The 20,107-nt window shown below is 60.1% G+C and carries 14 protein-coding genes and 1 rRNA gene; 11 read left to right on the top strand and 4 right to left on the bottom strand.

Features of this window, described 5'->3' with window-relative positions; translation table 11 throughout:
* Window positions 1–539: 539 nt before the first annotated feature.
* Window positions 540–1,076 carry a GNAT family N-acetyltransferase gene (locus ACFSYH_RS13465; protein ID WP_377467667.1) on the top strand — a complete coding sequence of 179 codons (537 nt, stop codon included), beginning with the start codon at window positions 540–542 and terminating at the stop codon, window positions 1,074–1,076.
* Between the two features lie 120 nt (window positions 1,077–1,196).
* Window positions 1,197–1,313 (top strand): 5S ribosomal RNA (rrf, locus tag ACFSYH_RS13460).
* A gap of 71 nt (window positions 1,314–1,384) precedes the next feature.
* Here the strand turns inward: rrf and ACFSYH_RS13455 are convergent.
* Window positions 1,385–2,590 carry an ROK family transcriptional regulator gene (locus ACFSYH_RS13455; protein WP_377467665.1) on the bottom strand — a complete coding sequence of 402 codons (1,206 nt, stop codon included), beginning with the start codon at window positions 2,588–2,590 and terminating at the stop codon, window positions 1,385–1,387.
* A gap of 351 nt (window positions 2,591–2,941) precedes the next feature.
* On the opposite strand from ACFSYH_RS13455, the gene galT reads away from it, so the two are divergent.
* From galT to ACFSYH_RS13435, 4 genes are all read left to right on the top strand, one after another.
* The gene (galT, locus tag ACFSYH_RS13450; RefSeq protein ID WP_377467663.1) at window positions 2,942–4,138 is read left to right on the top strand and encodes a galactose-1-phosphate uridylyltransferase; all 1,197 of its coding nucleotides are present in this window, start codon (window positions 2,942–2,944) and stop codon (window positions 4,136–4,138) included.
* Entirely contained in the window at window positions 4,135–5,379 is a 1,245-nt protein-coding gene (gene galK, locus ACFSYH_RS13445; RefSeq protein WP_377467661.1) for a galactokinase, read from the top strand. Before galT ends, galK begins: the two co-directional genes overlap by 4 nt.
* A 925-nt stretch (window positions 5,380–6,304) precedes the next feature.
* Window positions 6,305–8,212, top strand: a complete 1,908-nt coding sequence (locus ACFSYH_RS13440) for a ribonucleoside triphosphate reductase (protein ID WP_377467659.1) — start codon at window positions 6,305–6,307, stop codon at window positions 8,210–8,212.
* Window positions 8,213–8,223: 11 nt separating this feature from the next.
* A complete protein-coding gene (locus tag ACFSYH_RS13435) occupies window positions 8,224–8,904 on the top strand; it encodes an anaerobic ribonucleoside-triphosphate reductase activating protein (protein WP_377467657.1) in 681 nt (226 codons plus the stop codon).
* A gap of 16 nt (window positions 8,905–8,920) precedes the next feature.
* On the opposite strand, the gene ACFSYH_RS13430 is transcribed toward ACFSYH_RS13435, so the two are convergent.
* On the bottom strand, window positions 8,921–9,658 hold the full coding sequence (locus ACFSYH_RS13430; RefSeq protein ID WP_377467655.1) for an endonuclease/exonuclease/phosphatase family protein: 738 nt from the start codon (window positions 9,656–9,658) through the stop codon (window positions 8,921–8,923).
* Between the two features lie 209 nt (window positions 9,659–9,867).
* Here ACFSYH_RS13430 and ACFSYH_RS13425 point away from each other — a divergent pair, with 209 nt between their 5' ends.
* On the top strand, window positions 9,868–11,418 hold the full coding sequence (locus ACFSYH_RS13425; protein WP_377467653.1) for a DUF7059 domain-containing protein: 1,551 nt from the start codon (window positions 9,868–9,870) through the stop codon (window positions 11,416–11,418).
* 32 nt (window positions 11,419–11,450) lie between these two features.
* Complete coding sequence (locus tag ACFSYH_RS13420; RefSeq protein WP_377467651.1) at window positions 11,451–12,671, top strand: AI-2E family transporter; 1,221 nt, start codon at window positions 11,451–11,453, stop codon at window positions 12,669–12,671.
* A 342-nt stretch (window positions 12,672–13,013) separates the two neighbouring features.
* Here the strand turns inward: ACFSYH_RS13420 and ACFSYH_RS13415 are convergent, their stop codons facing one another.
* Window positions 13,014–14,498 carry a sensor histidine kinase gene (locus ACFSYH_RS13415; protein WP_377467649.1) on the bottom strand — a complete coding sequence of 495 codons (1,485 nt, stop codon included), beginning with the start codon at window positions 14,496–14,498 and terminating at the stop codon, window positions 13,014–13,016.
* Window positions 14,495–15,244, bottom strand: a complete 750-nt coding sequence (locus tag ACFSYH_RS13410; protein ID WP_377467647.1) for a response regulator transcription factor — start codon at window positions 15,242–15,244, stop codon at window positions 14,495–14,497. The genes ACFSYH_RS13415 and ACFSYH_RS13410 overlap by 4 nt, the downstream gene beginning before the upstream one ends.
* A 294-nt stretch (window positions 15,245–15,538) precedes the next feature.
* Here ACFSYH_RS13410 and ACFSYH_RS13405 point away from each other — a divergent pair, with 294 nt between their 5' ends.
* From ACFSYH_RS13405 to ACFSYH_RS13395, 3 genes are all read left to right on the top strand, one after another.
* Entirely contained in the window at window positions 15,539–16,423 is an 885-nt protein-coding gene (locus ACFSYH_RS13405) for a phosphatase PAP2 family protein (RefSeq protein WP_377467645.1), read from the top strand.
* 118 nt (window positions 16,424–16,541) lie between these two features.
* Window positions 16,542–19,346: a type I DNA topoisomerase gene (gene topA / locus ACFSYH_RS13400; protein WP_377467643.1), complete on the top strand. Its 2,805-nt coding sequence runs from the start codon at window positions 16,542–16,544 to the stop codon at window positions 19,344–19,346.
* Window positions 19,347–19,473: 127 nt separating this feature from the next.
* Window positions 19,474–20,085: a malonic semialdehyde reductase gene (locus tag ACFSYH_RS13395; RefSeq protein WP_377467641.1), complete on the top strand. Its 612-nt coding sequence runs from the start codon at window positions 19,474–19,476 to the stop codon at window positions 20,083–20,085.
* The last annotated feature ends 22 nt before the right edge of the window (window positions 20,086–20,107 follow it).

Raw genomic sequence — 20,107 nt, 5'->3', positions numbered from 1 at the left:
GGGGTTGTGTGTGAGTGTGTGTTCGCGTCCACTAGCCGGTTTTCAGACCAACAACCCCACCCCGTGGTGTGGGGGTTACAGGATGGTTGAAGCCTCTCTTCTTCTTTTGTGGGGGTGCGGAGAGCGGGGTTATGGGTATCTTCGATACCACCCAGACAGCGTCCACTGGCCACGTGGGTATAAACACCTCATCAACACGTCCCCAGTGTTGTCCTGCCTATTTAAGTAGGGTTAAATGCCATCGGCATCTCGTTCAGGATGTGGATTATTTCAACGTTGAAGATCTGAAGATATGGTTCGAGGTCATTTCAAAAAGTGGACCTATGATCTATGACCCATCGTCAAATGCCGCGGGTTTAGCGTGCCTACATGGCTGTGACCATTGTTTATGTCGACTGACCCGCCAGCTCTCTTGGTCGAGGAGGTGTGAGGTGTGAGGTCACATGTTCAGTCAGTCACAGATGCGCTTTTACGTGGAAAAACTAGGTTAGGTTAGGCAATAGAGTACACAACCGTCTCATAGGAATGTACATATTAGCGTGACTGAAGTATTGACTGTTAATGGAACTGCGGTAGCCGGAGCCAACCTGCGTTTGGCCCAGTGGATGGCACCTGCAGCCGTGGAACTGCGCACAGCGGCGGCTACGGAGCTTTGTCAACGCTATGGGGTCGACTCAATCGGGCCGGATCCAGATGGGGATCGCGCAGTGGCGATGATCATCCTCTCGATCTTGGACGGTGAACGTCGAGTAGACGTTGGTTGTGCCGCGTTGATTGATCAGACCGGACACATGGAGGAATTCTCCACTCCTGTCCTAGAGGTGCGCAGGGTCTACATAAAGCCGCAGTACCGCGGTAACGGGTACGCGAAACTCCTGATGCATGAAGTTGAGCGTCAGGCTCGTCGTTATTCGCAGCGTGATGATCGGCGCGGTCTTCGGGTTGTTCTTGAGACCGGCACGTTGCAGCCTGAATCGATGCATCTGTATTCGTCGCTGGGCTATGTCCTCATCGATAACTACGGCGAGTGGAAAAACGACCCACTGTCGCGATGCTTTGAACTCATCTTGGACTGAGGCGTATGCCATCGGCCAAGCGAAATGCCCTCGACGCATGTCGAGGGCATTTTTTGTTGAGTGATACAGGTTACGGTTGCTCGATTGGTGTTTGCTGGTTGACCTGTAGTTAAATAAAGGAGCGGTCATCATAGCGACGAGGAAACGCCCGGTCCCATTCCGAACCCGGTAGCTAAGCTCGCCAGCGCCGATGGTACTGCACTCGGGAGGGTGTGGGAGAGTAGGGCGTGGCCGCACTTAAATTTCATAAATAAAGGCTTCCCGATGGTGGGAAGTCTTTATTTGTTTCCTGGTGTGCTTCTCGTTGGCTACGTACGTCCCACCAGGCTTGTATGTACTGCCACCACTGCTGCTCCTTGTGTCCATAGGGCGAGGTCTGGGTTCTGTAGGCGTAGTTCAGGATCTGTGGAGCGCGGATCACGGTTGTCGTGTAGACCGTCGTGCATCGACGTTGCGGCTACCTCGGCGAGCAGGACGGCTTCTCCGCCCAGCACGATTCGTGTAGGCATTGTCAGGTTGGTTATGGCTGCAAGAAGGGTGCCCAGTGCGTAACCTGAGGCGTCCGCGATGGCGGAAGCCACGGGATCGCCGGCTTGGGCTAGTCCGATCAACTGTGAGAATGTGACTGTCCGGCCCAGGAGTTTGCTTGCACGCTGTTCGAGCGCTCCCAGAGTGAGCATTGCAGTGGCGCAGGCCTCGTGGCCGCACTCAACGCGCAGTAGTTTTGTGTTGGGTACTCCTGTGAGGGTGGCCAGGTGCTCCATCCGGGACGATAGCCCTTCGGTGCGTAGTGGGAAGTGGGAGAGGAGCGAGTACCCTGCCTCGGGACTTGTGACGGCTTGCCCGTGCGTCACTAGTCCATAGCCGATTCCAGCTCCGAGAGTGAAGAGTGCGAAGTCATCGGTTTCTCTGCCCTCGCCAAACCAATGGGTTGACTCGGTGTGGGCGACGATGTCGTTTTCTACGTAGGTGGGCAGTCCGGTGGACTGTTCGAGGAGTTCGGACAGAGGTACCTCGTCCCAGCCGAGGTGATCAGCGTGGGTGATGGTTCGGTAATTCGCCACGTGGGCCCCGAGTGCCACCCCCAAGGCGTGTATCGGCACGGGGGATTTCGCGGTGAGTTCTTCAACGAGTTCCGTGATAGTCGCTACTGCGTTGTCCACCGTGGGGATGTCCAACGTACGGGTGATGAGGTGCTCGATACGACTGTCGGCGAGGGTGAGAGCAGCGTAGGCGTGCGTTTTCGTGAGTTTGACACCGATGAATCGGAACCGATCGTGGTTGAAGTTCAATGGAACGCTGGGGCGTCCGATCCCAGTGGGCTGGTCGAGGGTTGGGTGTTCAATGATGTAGCCCGTGTCGATGAGCGGACGGGAGAGCCGGGTAAGGCTGCCCGGAGACAACTCAAGGGTGGCAGCGAGGTCGCTGCGGCTTTGTGGTCCATTCAGCAGGAGCGACTTCACGATAGCGCGTGCGTGGCCCGTTAGCGGCATGGGGTGCTCTGAGATGCTCATATCTCGGTCAGTTTATTCCATCTGTCAATAAAATCGGGGCGCGGGACCACACTCGCTGCTCCGAGTCGTGTTCCGGCACAGTTGACAGCAGACTAATTTTCATCGTAAAAATAAATAGGTTGTTGCTTCTGACCGCATGTGCTCCAATCTGAGTGGTGCAGTGAGGGGCAACGGCTCGATGCCTGCTCAGGTTCAGCGCAGTGCCTTACGCGGCAGACATCTGAGCGCCTAGTGCGTGCTATACCCCAGATTTTCGACGATACGGCTGGTCGATGCAGGGAGCCAGCCTTCCCACGACAGACCGGTCAGGCGGCGGTGCTCCGCCGCGAGAAAGAGTGAAGAGGTGGCAGTTTGAGTATCTTGAGTGATGCGGTCCGCAAGACCCGAGCGACGCTCGCTGATGGACGTGACCTGTTTTATTTTGACGACAATGCCCAGTATGTCTCGGGGGAGAGAACCCGCCGACTCGATGATCCACGCCCGTTGAGCGATCGGTATGCGCCGGTGCTGGATGAAAACGGCGTCGAGCACCCGGTCACCGGCCCGACGATGCGTCTTGATGTGCTTACCGGTGAGTGGATTCCTCATGCTGCGCACCGCATGAACCGCACCTTCCTGCCGCCAGCGGATGCAAACCCGCTTGCGCCGGCAAAGCCGGGTGCTGCCTATTCGGACGGTGAGATCCCGGATGAGGACTATGACGTTGTCGTGTTCGAGAACCGTTTCCCATCACTCATGCGCGTGCCCGGCGTGGATGACATCGAGACGACGTTCGAGGATGTCGACTTTTGGCGAGTTCGTCCGGCTGCTGGTCGCTGTGAGGTCATCTGCTTCTCGCCAGACGACCAGAAGTCGCTGCGCGAGGTCTCACCTCAGCGTATGCGCACCATCATTGAGGCGTGGGCCGATCGCACCGAGGAACTGTCCGCACTCGATGGGATCGAACAGGTCTTTTGCTTTGAGAACCGTGGTCAGGAGATCGGGGTGACGCTGCACCATCCGCATGGTCAGATCTACGCCTACCCGTATCTGACCCCGCGTACCGCCCAGATGCTGGTTCAGGCGCGTAAGCACCGTGAGGCGACGGGGCGTAACCTGCTGCGCGATGTTCTCGATGCTGAACTGCGCTCAGGGCGCCGCATCGTGTTCGAGTCTGAGCACTGGGTCGGATATGTCCCCATGGCTGCGCGTTGGCCGGTTGAGATCCATCTTGCACCGCGCCGTGATGTGCCGGATCTTGTTGCGTTGAACGAGGACGAACGTGCAGATCTTGCCACCGCCTACCTGGAGATACTGAATCGGGTGGAACGCTTCTTCCCGCCGCAGGAAAATGGCGAGTTGACCAAGACCCCCTACATCGCTGCATGGCACCAGGCTCCGGTTGGAGAAGGCCGGGAGGATCTGCGCCTGCATCTTCAACTGTTCTCTTTCCTTCGTTCTCCCGGCAAGCTCAAGTACCTGGCCGGTTCTGAATCGGGAATGGGGGCGTGGATCTCGGACACGACCCCGGAGAAAATCGCAGATCGACTCAATGAGGTAGCCCAGTGACTGCAATCGAATGGCTCGATGCGTGGAGCGTCGAAGAAGGCTCGCAGCGGGCGACCAAGGTGTTCACCGAGGCATATGGCTCACAGCCGGCTGGCATCTGGTCGGCACCGGGGCGTGCCAACCTTATCGGCGAACACACTGACTACAACGGTGGCCTCGTGTTTCCCTTTGCGCTACTGCACCGCACCTATCTTGCGCTGACCCCACGCACGGATGGGGTGATCCGGCTGGTCTCGGGTCAGGAGTCAACGGTATGGGAGGGCCACGTCGATGATCTGCGGGCTGGTTCCGTTGACGGTTGGGCCGCCTACGTGACCGGTGTTGCGTGGGCGCTGCGCGAAGCGGGCCACAGGGTTGGCGGCTTTGATGCCGCCGTCACCTCGTGCGTCCCCTATGGCGCGGGTCTTTCCTCCTCGGCGGCGCTTGAGGCGTCGGTTGCAGTGGCGCTCGATGAGGTCTATGGCCTTGGCCTTGCTGGCACCAGGAATGCCCCGAATGACGCTGGGCGCATCACCCTGGTGGAAGCCTGCATTCGTGCGGAGCGTGAGATGGCGGGTGCGAATACCGGAGGCATGGACCAATCCGCGTCACTGCGCTCGCGTGAAGGGTATCTCCTGTTGCTCGACTGCCTCGACCAGTCCACCAAGCACGTTCCGTTCGATCTTGAGTCGAGCGGCCTGGCCCTGTTGATCATCGACACCCGAGCACCACACCAACTCGTTGACGGACAGTATGCCCAACGTCGTGCGACCTGTGAGGCTGCAGCTGGCGCGCTCGGGGTCAGTGTGCTCCGTGAGATCGCGGATGCGGGCGACTCGTTCGATGATGTGTCTGCGCGTTTGGAGTTGGCCCAAGAGCGACTTCAAGGGCAGGAACTCGACGTTGTACGTAGGCGGGTCAAGCATGTGCTCGGCGACATCGAGCGCGTGCACATTGTGGAGCGTCTTCTAGCCGAGGGCAAGACGGTTGAGATCGGCCCCGTTCTGACCGAGGCACACGTCTCGCTGCGCGATGACTACGAGGTCTCCTGCGTGGAACTTGACGTTGCGGTTGACGCTGCCAACGAGGCTGGTGCGCTTGGCGGTCGCATGATCGGTGGTGGCTTTGGCGGCTCTGCGATCTCACTCGTCGCGCTGTCGGATGCGGAGCGTATCGCGGGCGCGGTCGCACAGGAGTTCGAGGAGCGCGGGTTCAATGCCCCGGGCTTTATGATCGCTGCGGCTGGAGCGCCAGCCTTCTAGCGTTTGTGGCGTGAATACGCGGCACTGGGGGGCGGGGCATGGTGGGTTTCAACCATGCCCCGCCCCTGTGTTGTCTCGTCAGCGAAGCGCGACCCAGTACGGCTGGAGCGTAGGGTAGGGTGCCAAACTGAGGGCTCGTCGGCGATCCGTGTGCGAGTGCGTGCAGGGCAACTGATGGGATAAGGGGAGGGGCCGACTGCGCGTAGTCGGCCCCTCCAAGGGACGCGAGGTGGAATCTGGGAGTCAGACGATTCGCAAGTCCTCGCGTGTCTCACGGCCTGCGTCTATGTGGGCCCGCACCCCCGCCAAGGTCGGACTCCAAGACCGTGAAACAAAAGATCTCAAGTTGTTGATGTTTGTGTGCGGCGCCGGGACAGCACACCTGGATCGCAGGTCATGGGCCTCTGAATCGATGCCTAGAGCCCTGATGGTCCACGAGCGGGGCGAACCGGTTGCGATAGGCGAAAGTGAGCGACATTCGGGCTGAGCGGGCTTCAAACCCTTCGTGTCGCATATTTCCCCCTTACCTCGACGTTACGAAGGCCTCATCGGCTTAGCAACCGCAAGCGGAAGAATTCATCATGGGGAGTTCATTCGGGCTGGTCAATGTGCGGGTGAAGATTTGCGCTACTTGGTGTGTGCTGTGTGTGAAGCCGTCACCTGACACTCAAGCCGCTGTCAGAAAGAAGCTATTTCAGAGCGCTCGCACAGTGAGGTGTTTTCTATGGGTGCCGTATCGATGTTTTCTGACAGTAAGAAAATTGCGCCCAACGTCCGTCAGATTGTGGGTGATCGAGGACGAACGTCCCTCTTGTACTTCCGTCAGAATGTCGAAATATTGGTATATATAGTGGCCATTTTTGCCCACGGTTACTACATATAGTGGTTCATGGTGTGGTGGGGCGGATGATCGAAGGGGTTTGTGATGACTGCACTGCCTACCTCTGTCAGTGCCAACACGGGAGGAGCGTACCGGGACCGGTCCACCGGAAGCACAGTGGAACCGGTGCTGGTCAACGTTGTCGAGGCTATGGACGAGTACCTTGATCGCTCTGACTGGCGCGTGAACGCAAACGCCAACCAAGGCTATTCGCTCGGCGGGTTGATCCTGAACACAGCCGGAAAGGTCACGGCAAACTATTGGCTGTCGAACGTGTACTCACCTGAGATTGGACGGGCGCATCGGGATGGGGACCTGCACATCCACGACCTTGACGTGTTCGGCGGATACTGTGCGGGCTGGTCGCTCAAGATGTTGCTGGAGCAGGGATTCAACGGCGTTCCAGGCAAAGTAGAGTCCAACCCGCCGAGGCATCTCTCCTCGGCAGTGGCGCAGGTGGTCAACTTCCTCGGCACAATGCAAAACGAGTGGGCAGGCGCTCAAGCGTTCTCAAGCTTCGACACCTACATGGCGCCATTCGTGCGCAACGACAACCTGACCTACTCGCAGGTGTACCAGTGCATCCAAGAACTCGTGTACAACCTCAACGTTCCATCGCGGTGGGGCACGCAGACACCGTTCACCAACCTGACCTTCGACTGGACCTGCCCCGTGGATCTGCGTGATGAGCATCCGCTCGTGGGGGAGCAGGTCATGGATTACACCTACGGTGATCTCCAGCAGGAGATGGATCTGATCAACCGCGCCTACATCGAGGTGATGACGGCAGGCGACGCATCCGGGAGAGTGTTCACATTCCCCATTCCCACCTACAACATCACCGAGGATTTCCCGTGGGAATCGCCGAACGCCGAACGCCTGTTTGAGATGACCGCCAAGTATGGACTGCCCTACTTCCAGAACTTCATCAACTCGGAACTCGAACCCGGCCAGATCCGATCAATGTGCTGTCGACTGCAATTGGATCTGCGTGAACTGCTGAAGCGTGGCAACGGCCTGTTCGGATCAGCGGAGCAGACCGGTTCCATCGGGGTGGTCACGATCAACTGTGCGCGGCTCGGATACCGTCATAAGGGCAACGAGGAAGCCCTGTTGAACGACCTCGACCACCTCATGGAACTCGGTAGGGATTCGCTCGAACGTAAACGCGAGGTGGTTCAGCATTACCTTGATGAAGGGCTGTTCCCCTACACGCGCCGATACCTGGGCACCCTGAACTCACACTTCTCCACCATCGGAGTCAACGGCATCAACGAGATGATCCGCAACTTCACCGACGATGAACACGATCTCACGGACGTGCGCGGTCACGCGATGGCGGTGCGGCTGCTCGACCACGTCCGCGAGCGTATGGTCGAGTTCCAGGAACAGACAGGACACCTCTACAACCTCGAGGCCACGCCAGCGGAGGGTACGACCTACAGGTTCGCGAAGGAGGATCGAGCTCGATTCACGGACATCCTGCAGGCGGGAACGGACCAGAACCCGTACTACACCAACTCCTCTCAACTGCCGGTGGGATTCACTGCCGATCCGTTCGAGGCACTTGCCCGGCAGGAGGAACTTCAGGGCAAGTACACGGGTGGAACCGTGTTGCACCTGTACATGCAGGAGAAGATCTCAACCGCCGACGCCTGCAGGATCATGGTCAAACGAGCGCTTGAGAACTTCCGCCTCCCCTACATCACGATCACCCCCACGTTCTCGATCTGCCCACACCACGGCTACCTTGAAGGAGAGCACGAGACCTGCTGGAAGTGTGCGCTGGAACGGCCCCAGGCTGAACCGACTGTATGCGAGGTGTGGACGCGCGTGATGGGCTATCACCGTCCGGTCTCCTCGTTCAACATCGGTAAGAAGGGCGAACACCAAGAACGCAAGATGTTTGTGGAGTCGGTTGCCCAAGACTCCACCTATGCACTGAAGGAATGACAATGTCCGGGGTGGATTCTCTACGACTCGATATTGCAGGCTTTGAGCCGTTCTCGGCCTGCGACTGGCCCGGAAAGCTCGTGGCGGTCGTGTTCTTGCAGGGCTGTCCCTGGCGATGCGGGTACTGTCACAACTTCGACATCATCGGCCCAACGAAACCCGGCGTTGTGGCCTGGGAGCGAGTCCTTGAGGTTCTGGAGTCGCGGCGCGGGCTGCTCGACGGTGTGGTGTTCTCGGGTGGCGAGCCGACCCGCCAACTGGGGGTCGTTGAGGCTGCACGGCAGGTCAGGGAACTGGGCTTCCAGGTTGGACTGCATACGGGAGGAGCTTATCCACGTCGGATCGAAAAACTGCTGCCATACCTGGATTGGGTTGGATTCGATGTCAAGGCGACCCCGGACAAGTATGCGGCGGTTACCGGTGTCCCAGGCGACGGCAGCGTGGCACTGGAATCGCTACGCACCCTCGTGTCCGCGGGAATCGAGGTGCAGGTACGCACGACCCTCGACCCGTTGGTCCTCGACGAAGACGACATCTTGGAAATCCGGGAACAGGTCTACGCTCTGGGCGTGACCGATTACGTCGTCCAACGAGTGCGCACGGAGGGAACCAATCCCGAGTACGGGCGGGCGCTCGAGGAGTACCGTTCGAAGGCCTCGCACGGTGCGAACGACATACTCCCACTCGTATGACCCACCCAGTCATTTCTCACGAGGGGAGTCGTACCCGTACCACCGTGGGCAGATGATCGCTCGCAGCCTGCACATCGGGGCCATCGGGAAGGTGGACCTCCTCGACCGCAAAGTCGGTGCCCACGAAAACGCCGTCGATCCGCAGCCGGGCCCGCTGGGACGGGAAGGTGTGGAAGGAACTGTCCGACTCGTCGGACATCAGGCGGACGGCGTCCCGTAACCGGCGCCCGAACGCCAGCCAACTTGGCCCATCCGGTTGCTCATTGAGGTCGCCGGCGACGACGCAGCGACGCGCACCGAGGGCATGGATGCGGTTCAAGATGATGTTGCGGTGCACCTTCCGCTCTTCGGGATTGAGTCCGAGATGAATGGAGATGACCGTGACATCCGTGGTTGTGAGGTAGGCATATCCGCGCCGCGACGGCCATATGCGATGTTCGCGCCACAGCGAGGGCCACAGCCACGGGTCGAAGGGTAGGATCTGCGAGCCGCGGTCGATCACCCGCGCTGCCACCTCCGGGGCGGCGAGCAGCGCGGTGGTGGCTCCGCCGAACGGATAGTTGCCGTACACCACGACCTCAAGGCCACAGGCGTGGGCGAACTCACGCAACCGACGGCGCGCGCCCCAGAACCGTGGCGGTTCCTGAACGGCCACGACATCGGCCTGTTCGGCACGCAACACCGCACCCAGAGCGGCGGCATCCATCTGCAGGGCCTTGAAGTTATACGACACGATGCGCAGTGATGAGGTCACGGAACCAGCCTACGGCGAACCGAGATGTCGCCGCTCGACCCCACCCAACTCGGTGGGGAGTTTTTGGCCTGAGTTCACTTATTTTGTGCGCGCACCTGGACGCTTTTAGCCCCACCGACAGTGCACGACCGAACTATGCACAACCAAACCCTGCCCACATCCGGAAGGGTATTTTCGGCCTGTCCACTCCCATTTGAAACAATGGAGCCATGACCGAGCACCCAACGCCCACCGTCACCGATCAACTGACAGCCCTGCGCGCCGATCTCAAACGTGCGAACTACACGATCGATCGCACCACCGAACTCCTCGGTGACCTCGCAAACGACGCCCTGCACCGGGAGCAGGCCGTCCCCGCCACCCGAGCGCTCGCTGACTCAACCGATCCTGCGGCCTACCTGATGCGGCTGTTCATGCTCGGGCACACGCTCACGGAGGCAGAGATCACGGCAGCCTTCCCCACGCTCGGGCTTGCCGGGGCATACGCCATGAACCTCGTGACGCAGGAAGGACCCGGAATCCGTGCACTCACGGAAATCCGTCCACACGCATTTTCCGACGAGTCGGGCCAGACCGACTGGTGGCTTGCGTCCGATCTTGGTGAGGTTGCCACGGGCGGTGCGCTCGCAGCGGACCACGTGCTCGGGGCCGGTGGCGCATCGTTGACGCTCGCGCAGTTCACCAGTCGCACCAAAGTCGGACGGGTGCTCGATCTGGGTACCGGGTGCGGCATCCAAGCGCTGCATGCATCAACCCACGCGGACACGATTGTCGCAACCGATATTTCCAGGCGCGCGCTCGACTACGCCCGCTTCAACGCGGCGCTCAATGAGGTGTCATGCGATCTGCGACTTGGATCGATGCTTGAACCGGTTGCGGACGAGCGCTTCGACCTCGTGGTGTCCAACCCGCCATTCGTGATCACGCCGCGCACGGGCAACGACTCCACCCTGCCACAGTACGAATACCGCGACGGCGGGCGTTCGGGCGATGACCTGGTGCACGATCTGATCGTGCAGATCGGCTCCGTTCTTGCTCCCGGCGGTGTGGCGCACCTGCTCGGAAACTGGGAGATCCGGGGTGAGGCGGACTGGACCGAGCGGGTCATCCAGTGGCTCGACGAAGCCGAAGCAGCACACGGCCCGCTCGATGCCTGGATCGTTCAACGCGAACTGCTCGACCCCGCTCAATACGCCGAGACCTGGATTCGTGACGGCGGCACCACTCAAGACCGCGACCCAGAGGCCTACGCCGCAACCTATTCCGCATGGCTTGACGATTTCGCCTCGCGCAACGTTCAAGGGATCGGGTTCGGCATGATCTGGCTGCGGAAACCGGCGTCAGGGGAGCGTACCTTGCGCCGCCTCGAGGAGATCACCGGAACTGTCCAGCAACCGCTCGGACCGGTCGTCGCACGCAGCATAGCAGCCCACGACTGGCACACCGCCCTGTCCGATGACGAACTGTGCGCACAGTACCTGACCCATGCCGAAGACATCACCGAGGAACGCTATTACGTCCCCGGCAGTCAAGACCCGAACGTCATCATCATCCGACAGGGCGGAGGATACGGGCGTGCCGTCCAGGCCACGACCGTTTTGGCTGGACTTGTGGGTGCCTGCGACGGCGAACTCACCATCGGCCAGATCACCGGAGCCATCGCGACCCTGTTCGAGGTGGATGAAATCGACCTGCGTGCCGAAGTATTACCCGATGTCCGCGGCCTTGTCACCGACGGCCTGCTCGTACCTGTGAAGTAGAATCGCAAGAGCCGTGCGAGAAGGAGCAGTCAATGGGATCACACACCCCACGTCAGGACGACTCGAAGAAGGAAACGCCCACCGTGGGCAATATGCCTGTCGGGTTCATGTTCGCGCGTAAGGGCGCAATCACCGTCAACACCGCCACCACGACGGCGGACCCGGTTGATGTCGAGCCCTCACTGTGGAGGGACGGGATGGGCCGTGCCGCGACTCGCTCCATTCAGGCGCTCGCGGTTCTGATTTTCGTGTCTGTCGTTGTCTTCGGGATGAGTTACCTGAGCACTCTCATCATCCCGATCCTGCTTGCGCTGATCTTCGCCTCGGCGTTGCGCCCCCTGCTCGACAAACTCGAGGGTTTTGGCATGAAACCCATCTGGGCGACAATACTGACGCTGCTCGGGGCGGTCGTGGTGCTCGGTGGCGTGGTCACGATGATCGTGAATGCCGTCCGACACCAGTGGCAGGATCTCGCCGACTCTGCTCGCGAGGGATTCTTCGAGTTGCAGGGCCTGATTGAGAACCTGCCGTTCGAGATCACCGAGGAACAGTTCAACTCCGTTCAGGAATCGGTACGCGGATTCCTGATGTCGAGCAAGTTCGGTTCCTCCGCGATCGCGGGAGTCTCGGCTACCGCCTCGTTCGTGACCGGATTCGTGCTGCTCGTGGTGGTGCTGTTCTTCTTCATGAAGGATGGACCCAAGATCTGGGAGTTCGTACTTCGTCCGTTCGAGGGCGAACAATACGCACGTGGTCGCCGCGTGGGCGCCCGTACCGTCAAGACCCTTGGGCAGTATGTTCGCGGCACTGCGATGGTCGCGGCCGTCGACGCGATCGGTATTGGCGTTGGTCTGGCGATCATCGGGGTTCCGCTTGCGCTCCCGCTCGCCGTCCTGGTCTTTGTCCTGTCCTTCATCCCGCTCGTCGGTGCGACGGTCGCAGGAATCCTCGCGGCTCTTGTCGCTCTGGTCGCCAACGGCCTGTGGGCTGCTGTCATCGTGGTCATCATCGTCATTGGTGTGAACCAGCTTGAGGGTAACCTCCTGCAGCCGAAGATCATGGGTACCTCGTTGTCACTGCACCCGCTCGTCATTCTGCTCGCGTTGACCGCAGGCACGATCATCGGCGGTATCCTCGGTGCGGTCTTGTCCGTGCCTGTCGCAGCGGTTGGCTGGGGCATCCTGCAGGTCTGGGAGGGACCGAACACACCGGCCAAGTTTGTGCGACCCAAGGTGCGTGAGCGACTTACGTAAAGTCGTTCTCCAGCGTTCATGGTCTTTGGGCCACCCGCTTCTCCAGTGGGTGGCCCAAAGGTTTTTATGGTTGGTCTTATTGACGACGAGCCCTCGTCCTCCAGCGTCAACTCACCCTCCGCGGGCATCGCTTCCTCCGAGGTGATTCCCCTATACCGTCGCTCAGCAGTTGCTTCTTGCCGTTCGCTGCTTAACAGTAACTTCGTTCCTATAGCCGTTGGGGCGTTTTGGGCCCGGGTACACACTTTTTGTGGATGCACCCGGACCCAAAACGCCCCATCGAGATCGGAGCCTGGGCTGGAACGTAGCCCACTCGTCGTCAATCCACAATATGGTGCTGCTCTAGGGGCCCTTTGCGATCGGGACAGAACCGGCGGGAGGGAGCACGACCGAGAAGGTCGTCTGCTCGGGCGAGGACTCCACCGTGATCCTGCCGCCGTGCGCAGTCACGATCGCCTGAGCGATCGCCAACCCGAGCCCGGTCGATCCTCCGGTGCGGTTTCGAGACGTATCTCCACGACTGAACCGCTGGAACAGCGAACTGCGCAGTTCGGCCGGAATCTCCGGACCGTTGTTCGACACACTGATCACCATGCCGCCGTCGTCCTGTGGCGTGAGTGCAAGTGTCACCTCCGTCCCCTCGGGAGTGTGCACACGGGAGTTTGCCAGCAGATTGACGAGAACCTGTTGCAGGCGCGCCTCGTCGCCGATGACCTCGCACGGCTCCTCCGGAATATCGAGGTTCCACACGTGGTTCGGGCCTGCCGCATGTGCATCGGACAACGTCATGATCGAGAGCATCGACAGATCGACCGTGTCATGCGCCAGTTCGCGGCCAGCATCCAAATGAGCGAGCAGCAGCAGATCCTCCACCAGGCCAGACATCCGAATCGATTCGGACTCGATCCGACCCAGCGCCTGACCTGCTCCCTCGGGAACCGTCTCGCCGGACCTACGCACCAACTCGGCGTATCCGCGGATGGACGCGAGCGGCGTGCGCAGTTCATGGGAGGCGTCCGCAACAAACTGGCGCACCTGGGTCTCCGACTCATGGCGTGCGGCCAGTGCACCCTGGACATGACCGAGCATCCTGTTCAAGGCCGCACCGACCTTACCAACCTCGGTGGACTCGTCGGTGAGGTCCTGCGGAACCCGAACCAACTCCGCAACCTCACCCTGCGCCAGAGGAAGTTCCGAGACCTGGGTGGCTGTTGCGGCAACCGCATCAAGAGGACGTAGCGCACGGCGAATGAAGAAGGTTCCAGCCCATCCAGCCGCACCAACAGCCACAACGATCAACACGGCTTCCACACCCACGAAAACGCGTAGGGAATCGCTCGCGCTCGCGGTCGACATCGCCGTGATCGTACGGTTCCCTGACCGGTTATCCTGCGAAATCGCATGGAACGTCCCTAGATCGGGTACTTTGACCGCAGCGATCCGTCCGTCATTCGGCAGCGCGTCCAAAGCCTCAAACTGCTCAAGCGTGAGCGTCTGATACGTCCCTGACTCATCGATATAGCCGGCATCCACCAGAACAGACGTGAAATAGGTAATCGTGATTGTCCCGGCCGCTTGACCAAGTGGGATGCGTCCGGCCGCCGAGTCATCATCTCCCTGGTCCGGCTTGGAGTCCGGTTCCGTCCGATTGAAACCACTTTCAAGCAGGGGACGGCTCACCGCACGGTTGCTTGCCAAACGCAGTTCACCGTCCAACTGGCCGTAGAGATTCGCACGCAGAGCAAGGGCAAGCACGATCGCGATGGTGGTACTGACCAAGAGCACCACCGTCACGATCAATGTCACGAGGCGATGACGCAACGTCATTGGTCGTCCGCCGCAGGTTTGAGCACGTATCCAACGCCGCGCAGCGTATGGATCATTGGCGATCGACCACGGTCGATCTTGCGCCGCAGATACGAGATGTACAGTTCAACGATGTTGGCCTGACCGCCAAAGTCGTACTGCCATACTCGATCAAGGATCTGGGCCTTGGACACGACTCGGCGCGCGTTGCGCATGAGGAATCTGAGCAATTCGAACTCGGTTGCGGTCAAGCTGATTTCCTCGCCGCCGCGTGATACCTCGTGTGAGTCCTCGTCGAGTACCAGATCGCCGACGATCAGCACCGACTCGGTACTCTCTGCCTCCGCACCGGACCTGCGCAGTAGTGCACGCAGACGGGCTACGACCTCTTCGAGGCTAAATGGTTTGGTGACGTAGTCGTCTCCGCCGACGGTGAGTCCTTGAACCCGGTCAGCGACCGCGTCCTTCGCTGTCAGGAACAGGACCGGAACGGACGGGAGGAACTGTCGGATGCGCTTGAGGACTTCGAGCCCGCTGATGTCAGGGAGCATGATGTCCAGCACGATAATGTCTGGTTTTTCCTCACGGGCAAGTTTCAAGGCTGTCTGGCCATTGAGCGCCGTCGAGATTTCCCAACCCTCGTAGCGTAGTGCGGCTGTGAGGAGCTCGGCGAGGTTCGGCTCATCGTCTACGACGAGAGCACGGACGGGAGAACCGTCTGGACGGGTGAGTCGGGGGAGACCTGCTGGAGTGGAGTGCGATGCCATACCTCAATAATGACGGCTGGCGATTTCTTTTTCTTGTGCTCAGCCTATGAGGTTCCTGTGAGACGCTTAGCGCCTTTCCGCTGCGATCCTAGGACCAGGTCACGGTTTTCTCTGTTTCGCCTAGTTTCTTACTAGGCGAAACAGAGAAAACCGTACCCTGATGCGCGGCTGACGTGACTTGAGGGTGTTTCTTGGGCGAGTGGGCCGCGTAATGGGTACTTCCCCTGCGGATAAACCGGCGAATGTGACCAGTATTTTTGCTGTTCCTCCACATCAAGGCATTACCGTAGATGGGTGGTCGAAAAAACAAGATTCCGAGTCTCGCATGTCTTCGTGCGAGCGATGTCCCTCACCGGGGGAGTCTTTGCGTTGTTGTTGGCGCTCTACGTGTGGCAGGTCTTCGTCAATACCGAGCGGGGACAGGTCATCGATGACATCGCATTCAAGGGATCGTATGGCCTCAAAGGTGAACTGTGGTGGCTTGCAGGGCCAATCCTCGACGTCGTTTCGACTGTATACATTGGTGGCGCGATTATCGTGGTGGGCGCGATCGCACTGCTCCGTAAGCGATGGTGGCTTGCCATACAGGCGGTCACGCTCATCGTGGGGGCGAATGTAACCACTCAGGTGTTGAAGAAGATCGTGCTCGACCGCCCTGACTTCGGCGTGGTGTGGGCCCCTGGTAACTCGTTGCCGTCTGGACATACGACCGCTGCTGCGAGTGTGTCCCTTGCCCTTCTTCTTGTGGTTCCCCGAGTGTGGCGACCTTGGGCTGCGGTGGCTGGCGCGATCTATACGACCGCGACTGGAGTCTCAACGCTTGTCGGCCAGTGGCACCGACCCTCAGACGTCGTCGCGGCGGTCCTCGTGTGCGGTGCGTGGGCGTTGGGGATCTGTGCGCTGTCGAGGCTTCCCGATGATGAACCCGTTGAACGTCGCCCAATGAATACAGCCACGATCATTGTCTCGGTAACTATGGTGCTTGCAACACTGGTGTGTGCGGCAGCGGCGTACCACTATCTTGGAGGCGCGTTCACGCACTGGGAAAACCTGGAACTAGCAGCGGCTACTCTTGAACGGGAGGCCTTCCTCGGGGCGTCGTTCGCGGTACTCTCCACGAGCATCGCGGTGTGTGCGGCTAGTCTGATCATGAGGCAAGCAGTTGCCCGAATGCGCTAATCTCAATGTGCTTGTGGTCGAACTGATACGTTGTTTGGCTATATATTGACCAAAGCATGCCCGCTCGAAGTTCAGAGCAGGGAACCGAACAATACTTTTACTGGAAGCAGGATCGTTCATGTCCTCTGGACGTAAGCTCGTCATCGTGGAGTCGCCCGCAAAGGCACGCACGATTGCCAACTATCTTGGCGATGACTATGAAGTGGAAGCGAGTGTTGGCCACATCCGTGACCTGCCGCAGCCATCTGAGCTCCCTGCGGATATGAAAAAGGGACCATACGGAAAGTTCGCGGTTGACGTGGAGGACGGGTTCACCCCGTACTACGACATCTACCCGGACAAGAAGAAGAAGGTCACCGAGTTAAAGCGCCTCCTCAAGGACGCGGATGAACTGTATCTCGCAACCGATGAGGACCGTGAGGGCGAGGCAATCGCCTGGCACCTCCTCGAGGCACTACGCCCCAAGGTCCCGGTCAAGCGCATGGTGTTCCATGAGATCACCAAGGAGGCGATTCAGCGTGCCCTCGAAAACACGCGTGATCTCGACGAGCGTCTTGTCGATGCTCAGGAGACTCGCCGTATCCTCGACCGCCTCTACGGCTACGAGGTATCGCCGGTGTTGTGGCGCAAGGTCCGCCAGGGTCTGTCCGCTGGTCGCGTGCAGTCGGTTGCCACTCGCCTGATTGTTGAGCGTGAACGCGAACGCATGGCTTTCGTGCCTGCGAACTACTGGGACATCTCTGCAACCTTCACCGCTCTGAGCGGCGCGGACGCGGGTTCCTCATTTAATGCGAAGATCACGCAGGTTGATGGACAACGTGTGGCTACCGGCCGCGACTTCAACGACGCGGGTGAGCTGACCGCGAAGAACGTGGCTCACCTGGACGAGTCTGCGGCCCAAGAACTCGTGTCAGCGCTTGACGGGCATGGCGGAGAAGTTCTTTCGCTTGAGACCAAGCCATACACGCGCCGCCCAGCGGCACCGTTCACCACGTCGACATTGCAGCAGGAGGCGTCCCGTAAACTGCGCATGTCCTCGAAGCAGACGATGCGCGTGGCGCAGACCCTGTACGAGAACGGTTACATCACCTACATGCGTACCGACTCGTCGGCACTCTCGACCCAGGCGATTTCTGCGGCGCGCAGACAGGCAGCGGAGCTGTACGGCTCCGAGTTCGTTCCCGACAAGCCACGTCACTACGCATCCAAGGCCAAGGGCGCTCAGGAGGCGCACGAGGCAATCCGCCCTGCTGGAGACTCATTCCGCACCCCAGCACAGGTGGCGAACTCGCTGTCCGGCGAACAGTTCAAACTGTATGAACTGATCTGGAAGCGCACGGTCGCCTCGCAGATGGCTGACGCTCGTGGTTCGACCGCGACCGTTCGTATCCAGGTGGCAGCAAACGGCCGTGAAGCCGTGTTCGGTGCCTCTGGAACCGTCATCACGTTCCGTGGATTCCTCGCCGCATATGAGGAGGGCCGGGACACCGAGCGCTACGCTGAGGACGGCAAGGGCGACGCCCGCCTACCGCAGATGGAGCAGGGCGATGCGCTCGCGGCTGCCGACCTGGCCGCAGATGGACACACCACCTCCGCGCCACCGCGTTACACGGAGGCCTCGCTCGTGAAGGCCCTCGAAGAACGCGGGATCGGACGTCCATCAACCTACGCGGCAACGATCTCCACGATCCAGGACCGCGGATACGTGCATAACCGTGGTCAGGCGCTCGTGCCGTCGTGGCTTGCATTTGCCGTGATCCGGCTGCTCGAAGACCACTTCTCCCAGCTGATCGACTATGACTTCACCGCGGAGATGGAATCCGATCTGGATGAGATTGCGTCGGGGGAGACTGACCGCACGGCGTGGCTGACCCGGTTCTACTTTGGCGGCGATGCGGCAGAGAACGATGGACTGAAGGAACTCGTTGAGAACCTCGGCGAGATTGACGCCCGCGACATCAACACGGTTGAAATCGGTGAGGGATTGTTCCTGCGCGTAGGGCGGTATGGCCCATACATCGAGGACCTGTCGAAGCCGGTCGAAGAGGGCCAGAACCCACCGCGTGCCTCGGTGCCAGACGACGTTGCGCCAGACGAGTTGACCGTTGAGAAGGCTCGTGAACTGATCGAAACCCAGGGCGACGGCGACGTTGCACTCGGAACCGACCCTATCTCCGGGCACCAGATAGTCGCGAAGGCCGGACGATTCGGCCCATACGTCACCGAGGTCATCCCTGAGCCAGAGTTGGACGAGGGAATGAGCGCCGCAGCCAAGAAAAAGGCAAAGGCCGCACTTCCGAAACCACGCACTGCATCGTTGTTCAAGTCGCAGTCGCTGAGCACCATCACGCTCGACGATGCGCTGAGACTGCTGTCGTTGCCACGTGTGGTGGGTGTTGACCCCGAGAGCGACACCGAGATCACCGCACAGAACGGCCGCTACGGGCCCTACCTGAAGAAGGGGACCGACTCGCGCACGATCGACAGCGAAGAGAAACTACTCACGATCACGCTTGAGGAAGCCCTTGAGATCTACAAGCAGCCAAAGCGTGGTCGTGGGGCTACCGCGTCCGCTCCGCTGCGCGAACTGGGTATCGATCCAACCTCCGAGAAGCCGGTGGTGATCAAGGACGGCCGTTTTGGTCCCTATGTCACGGACGGCACAACGAACCGTACGCTGCCACGCGATGCGACGGTCGACAATGTGACGTTCGAACAGGCTGTGGAACTCCTCGCAGAGAAGCGCGCCAAGGGGCCGGTTAAGCGGACCACTCGCGCATCGACCGCGAAGAAGGCCACCACAACCAAGAAGGCCACGGCAGCTAAGACCACTGCTACGAAGGCTGCCGCAACGAAGTCAACCACGGCTAAGAAGACGACAACGCGCAAAACCGCACCTAAAAAGGCTGCAACCGACGAGTAAGTCGGCCAACCAGTAACCGGCAAAGCCGCCGCCCTCCTCGCGCCCAAACATTTTGCTGGCGCATGGAACAAGGGCGGCGGTTTTTATGTTGTTACCCGCGCCGAAGCACCACACACGAAAGAGGATCATGACGCTCGCACCACAGACACTCGCCTCGCTCACGGAAGACCAACTGGCCCTACTGTTCGATGAGGCGCACACCGCGCACGCGTTCACGGACGAAGAGGTTGGCCAGAACCTTGCTGACAAGGTGTACGAACTCATCAAGTGGGCGCCAACCTCGATGAACAACCAGCCGTTGCGCATCACCTGGGTGCGTTCCGAACAGGCTCGCGGCGCGCTTGTGGACGCAATGAACGATGGCAACAAGGACAAGACCGCCGCCGCTCCGCTCGTGGCGATCCTGTCCGCGGACGCTAACTGGTTCGAACACTTCGGCACCTTCGCGCCGTGGGCTGAGGAGCGTAGGGCGTTCTTCGAGTCGAATCCGCAGGCCGCCGCGAAGATGGCGAACAACAATGCACACATTCAAGCGGGGTATTTCATCCTTGCGGTCCGCGCATTGGGCCTGGCAGCGGGTCCAATGGGTGGGTTCAACGCCGCCAAGCTCGATGAGCATTTCAACGCCGACAACGGGCACAAGTCCTTCCTCGTGGTCAACGTTGGGTACCCGGCCCAGGACGCGTTCCGCCCACGCGGAGGACGCCTCGACCCAGAGATTGCGGTCCGTACCCTTTAGTTCATCCGCATGGCATAACCCC

Origin of the sequence: Populibacterium corticicola, assembly GCF_042683685.1 — a bacterium.
Taxonomy (GTDB): Bacteria; Actinomycetota; Actinomycetes; order Actinomycetales; family Cellulomonadaceae; genus Timonella; species Timonella corticicola.
The sequence above is the reverse complement of the archived record's forward strand: the minus strand, read 5'-3'. Positions and strand labels throughout refer to the sequence as shown.

What these genes read in the sequence shown, in the direction of transcription:
- ACFSYH_RS13415 (WP_377467649.1), bottom strand. Translation starts at nt 14,498, where the DNA reads ATGACGTTGCGTCATCGCCTCGTGACATTGATCGTGACGGTGGTGCTC.
- ACFSYH_RS13410 (WP_377467647.1), bottom strand. Translation starts at nt 15,244, where the DNA reads ATGGCATCGCACTCCACTCCAGCAGGTCTCCCCCGACTCACCCGTCCA.
- ACFSYH_RS13425 (WP_377467653.1), top strand. Translation starts at nt 9,868, where the DNA reads ATGACCGAGCACCCAACGCCCACCGTCACCGATCAACTGACAGCCCTG.
- ACFSYH_RS13440 (WP_377467659.1), top strand. Translation starts at nt 6,305, where the DNA reads ATGACTGCACTGCCTACCTCTGTCAGTGCCAACACGGGAGGAGCGTAC.
- ACFSYH_RS13395 (WP_377467641.1), top strand. Translation starts at nt 19,474, where the DNA reads ATGACGCTCGCACCACAGACACTCGCCTCGCTCACGGAAGACCAACTG.
- ACFSYH_RS13420 (WP_377467651.1), top strand. Translation starts at nt 11,451, where the DNA reads ATGGGATCACACACCCCACGTCAGGACGACTCGAAGAAGGAAACGCCC.
- ACFSYH_RS13455 (WP_377467665.1), bottom strand. Translation starts at nt 2,590, where the DNA reads ATGAGCATCTCAGAGCACCCCATGCCGCTAACGGGCCACGCACGCGCT.
- topA (WP_377467643.1), top strand. Translation starts at nt 16,542, where the DNA reads ATGTCCTCTGGACGTAAGCTCGTCATCGTGGAGTCGCCCGCAAAGGCA.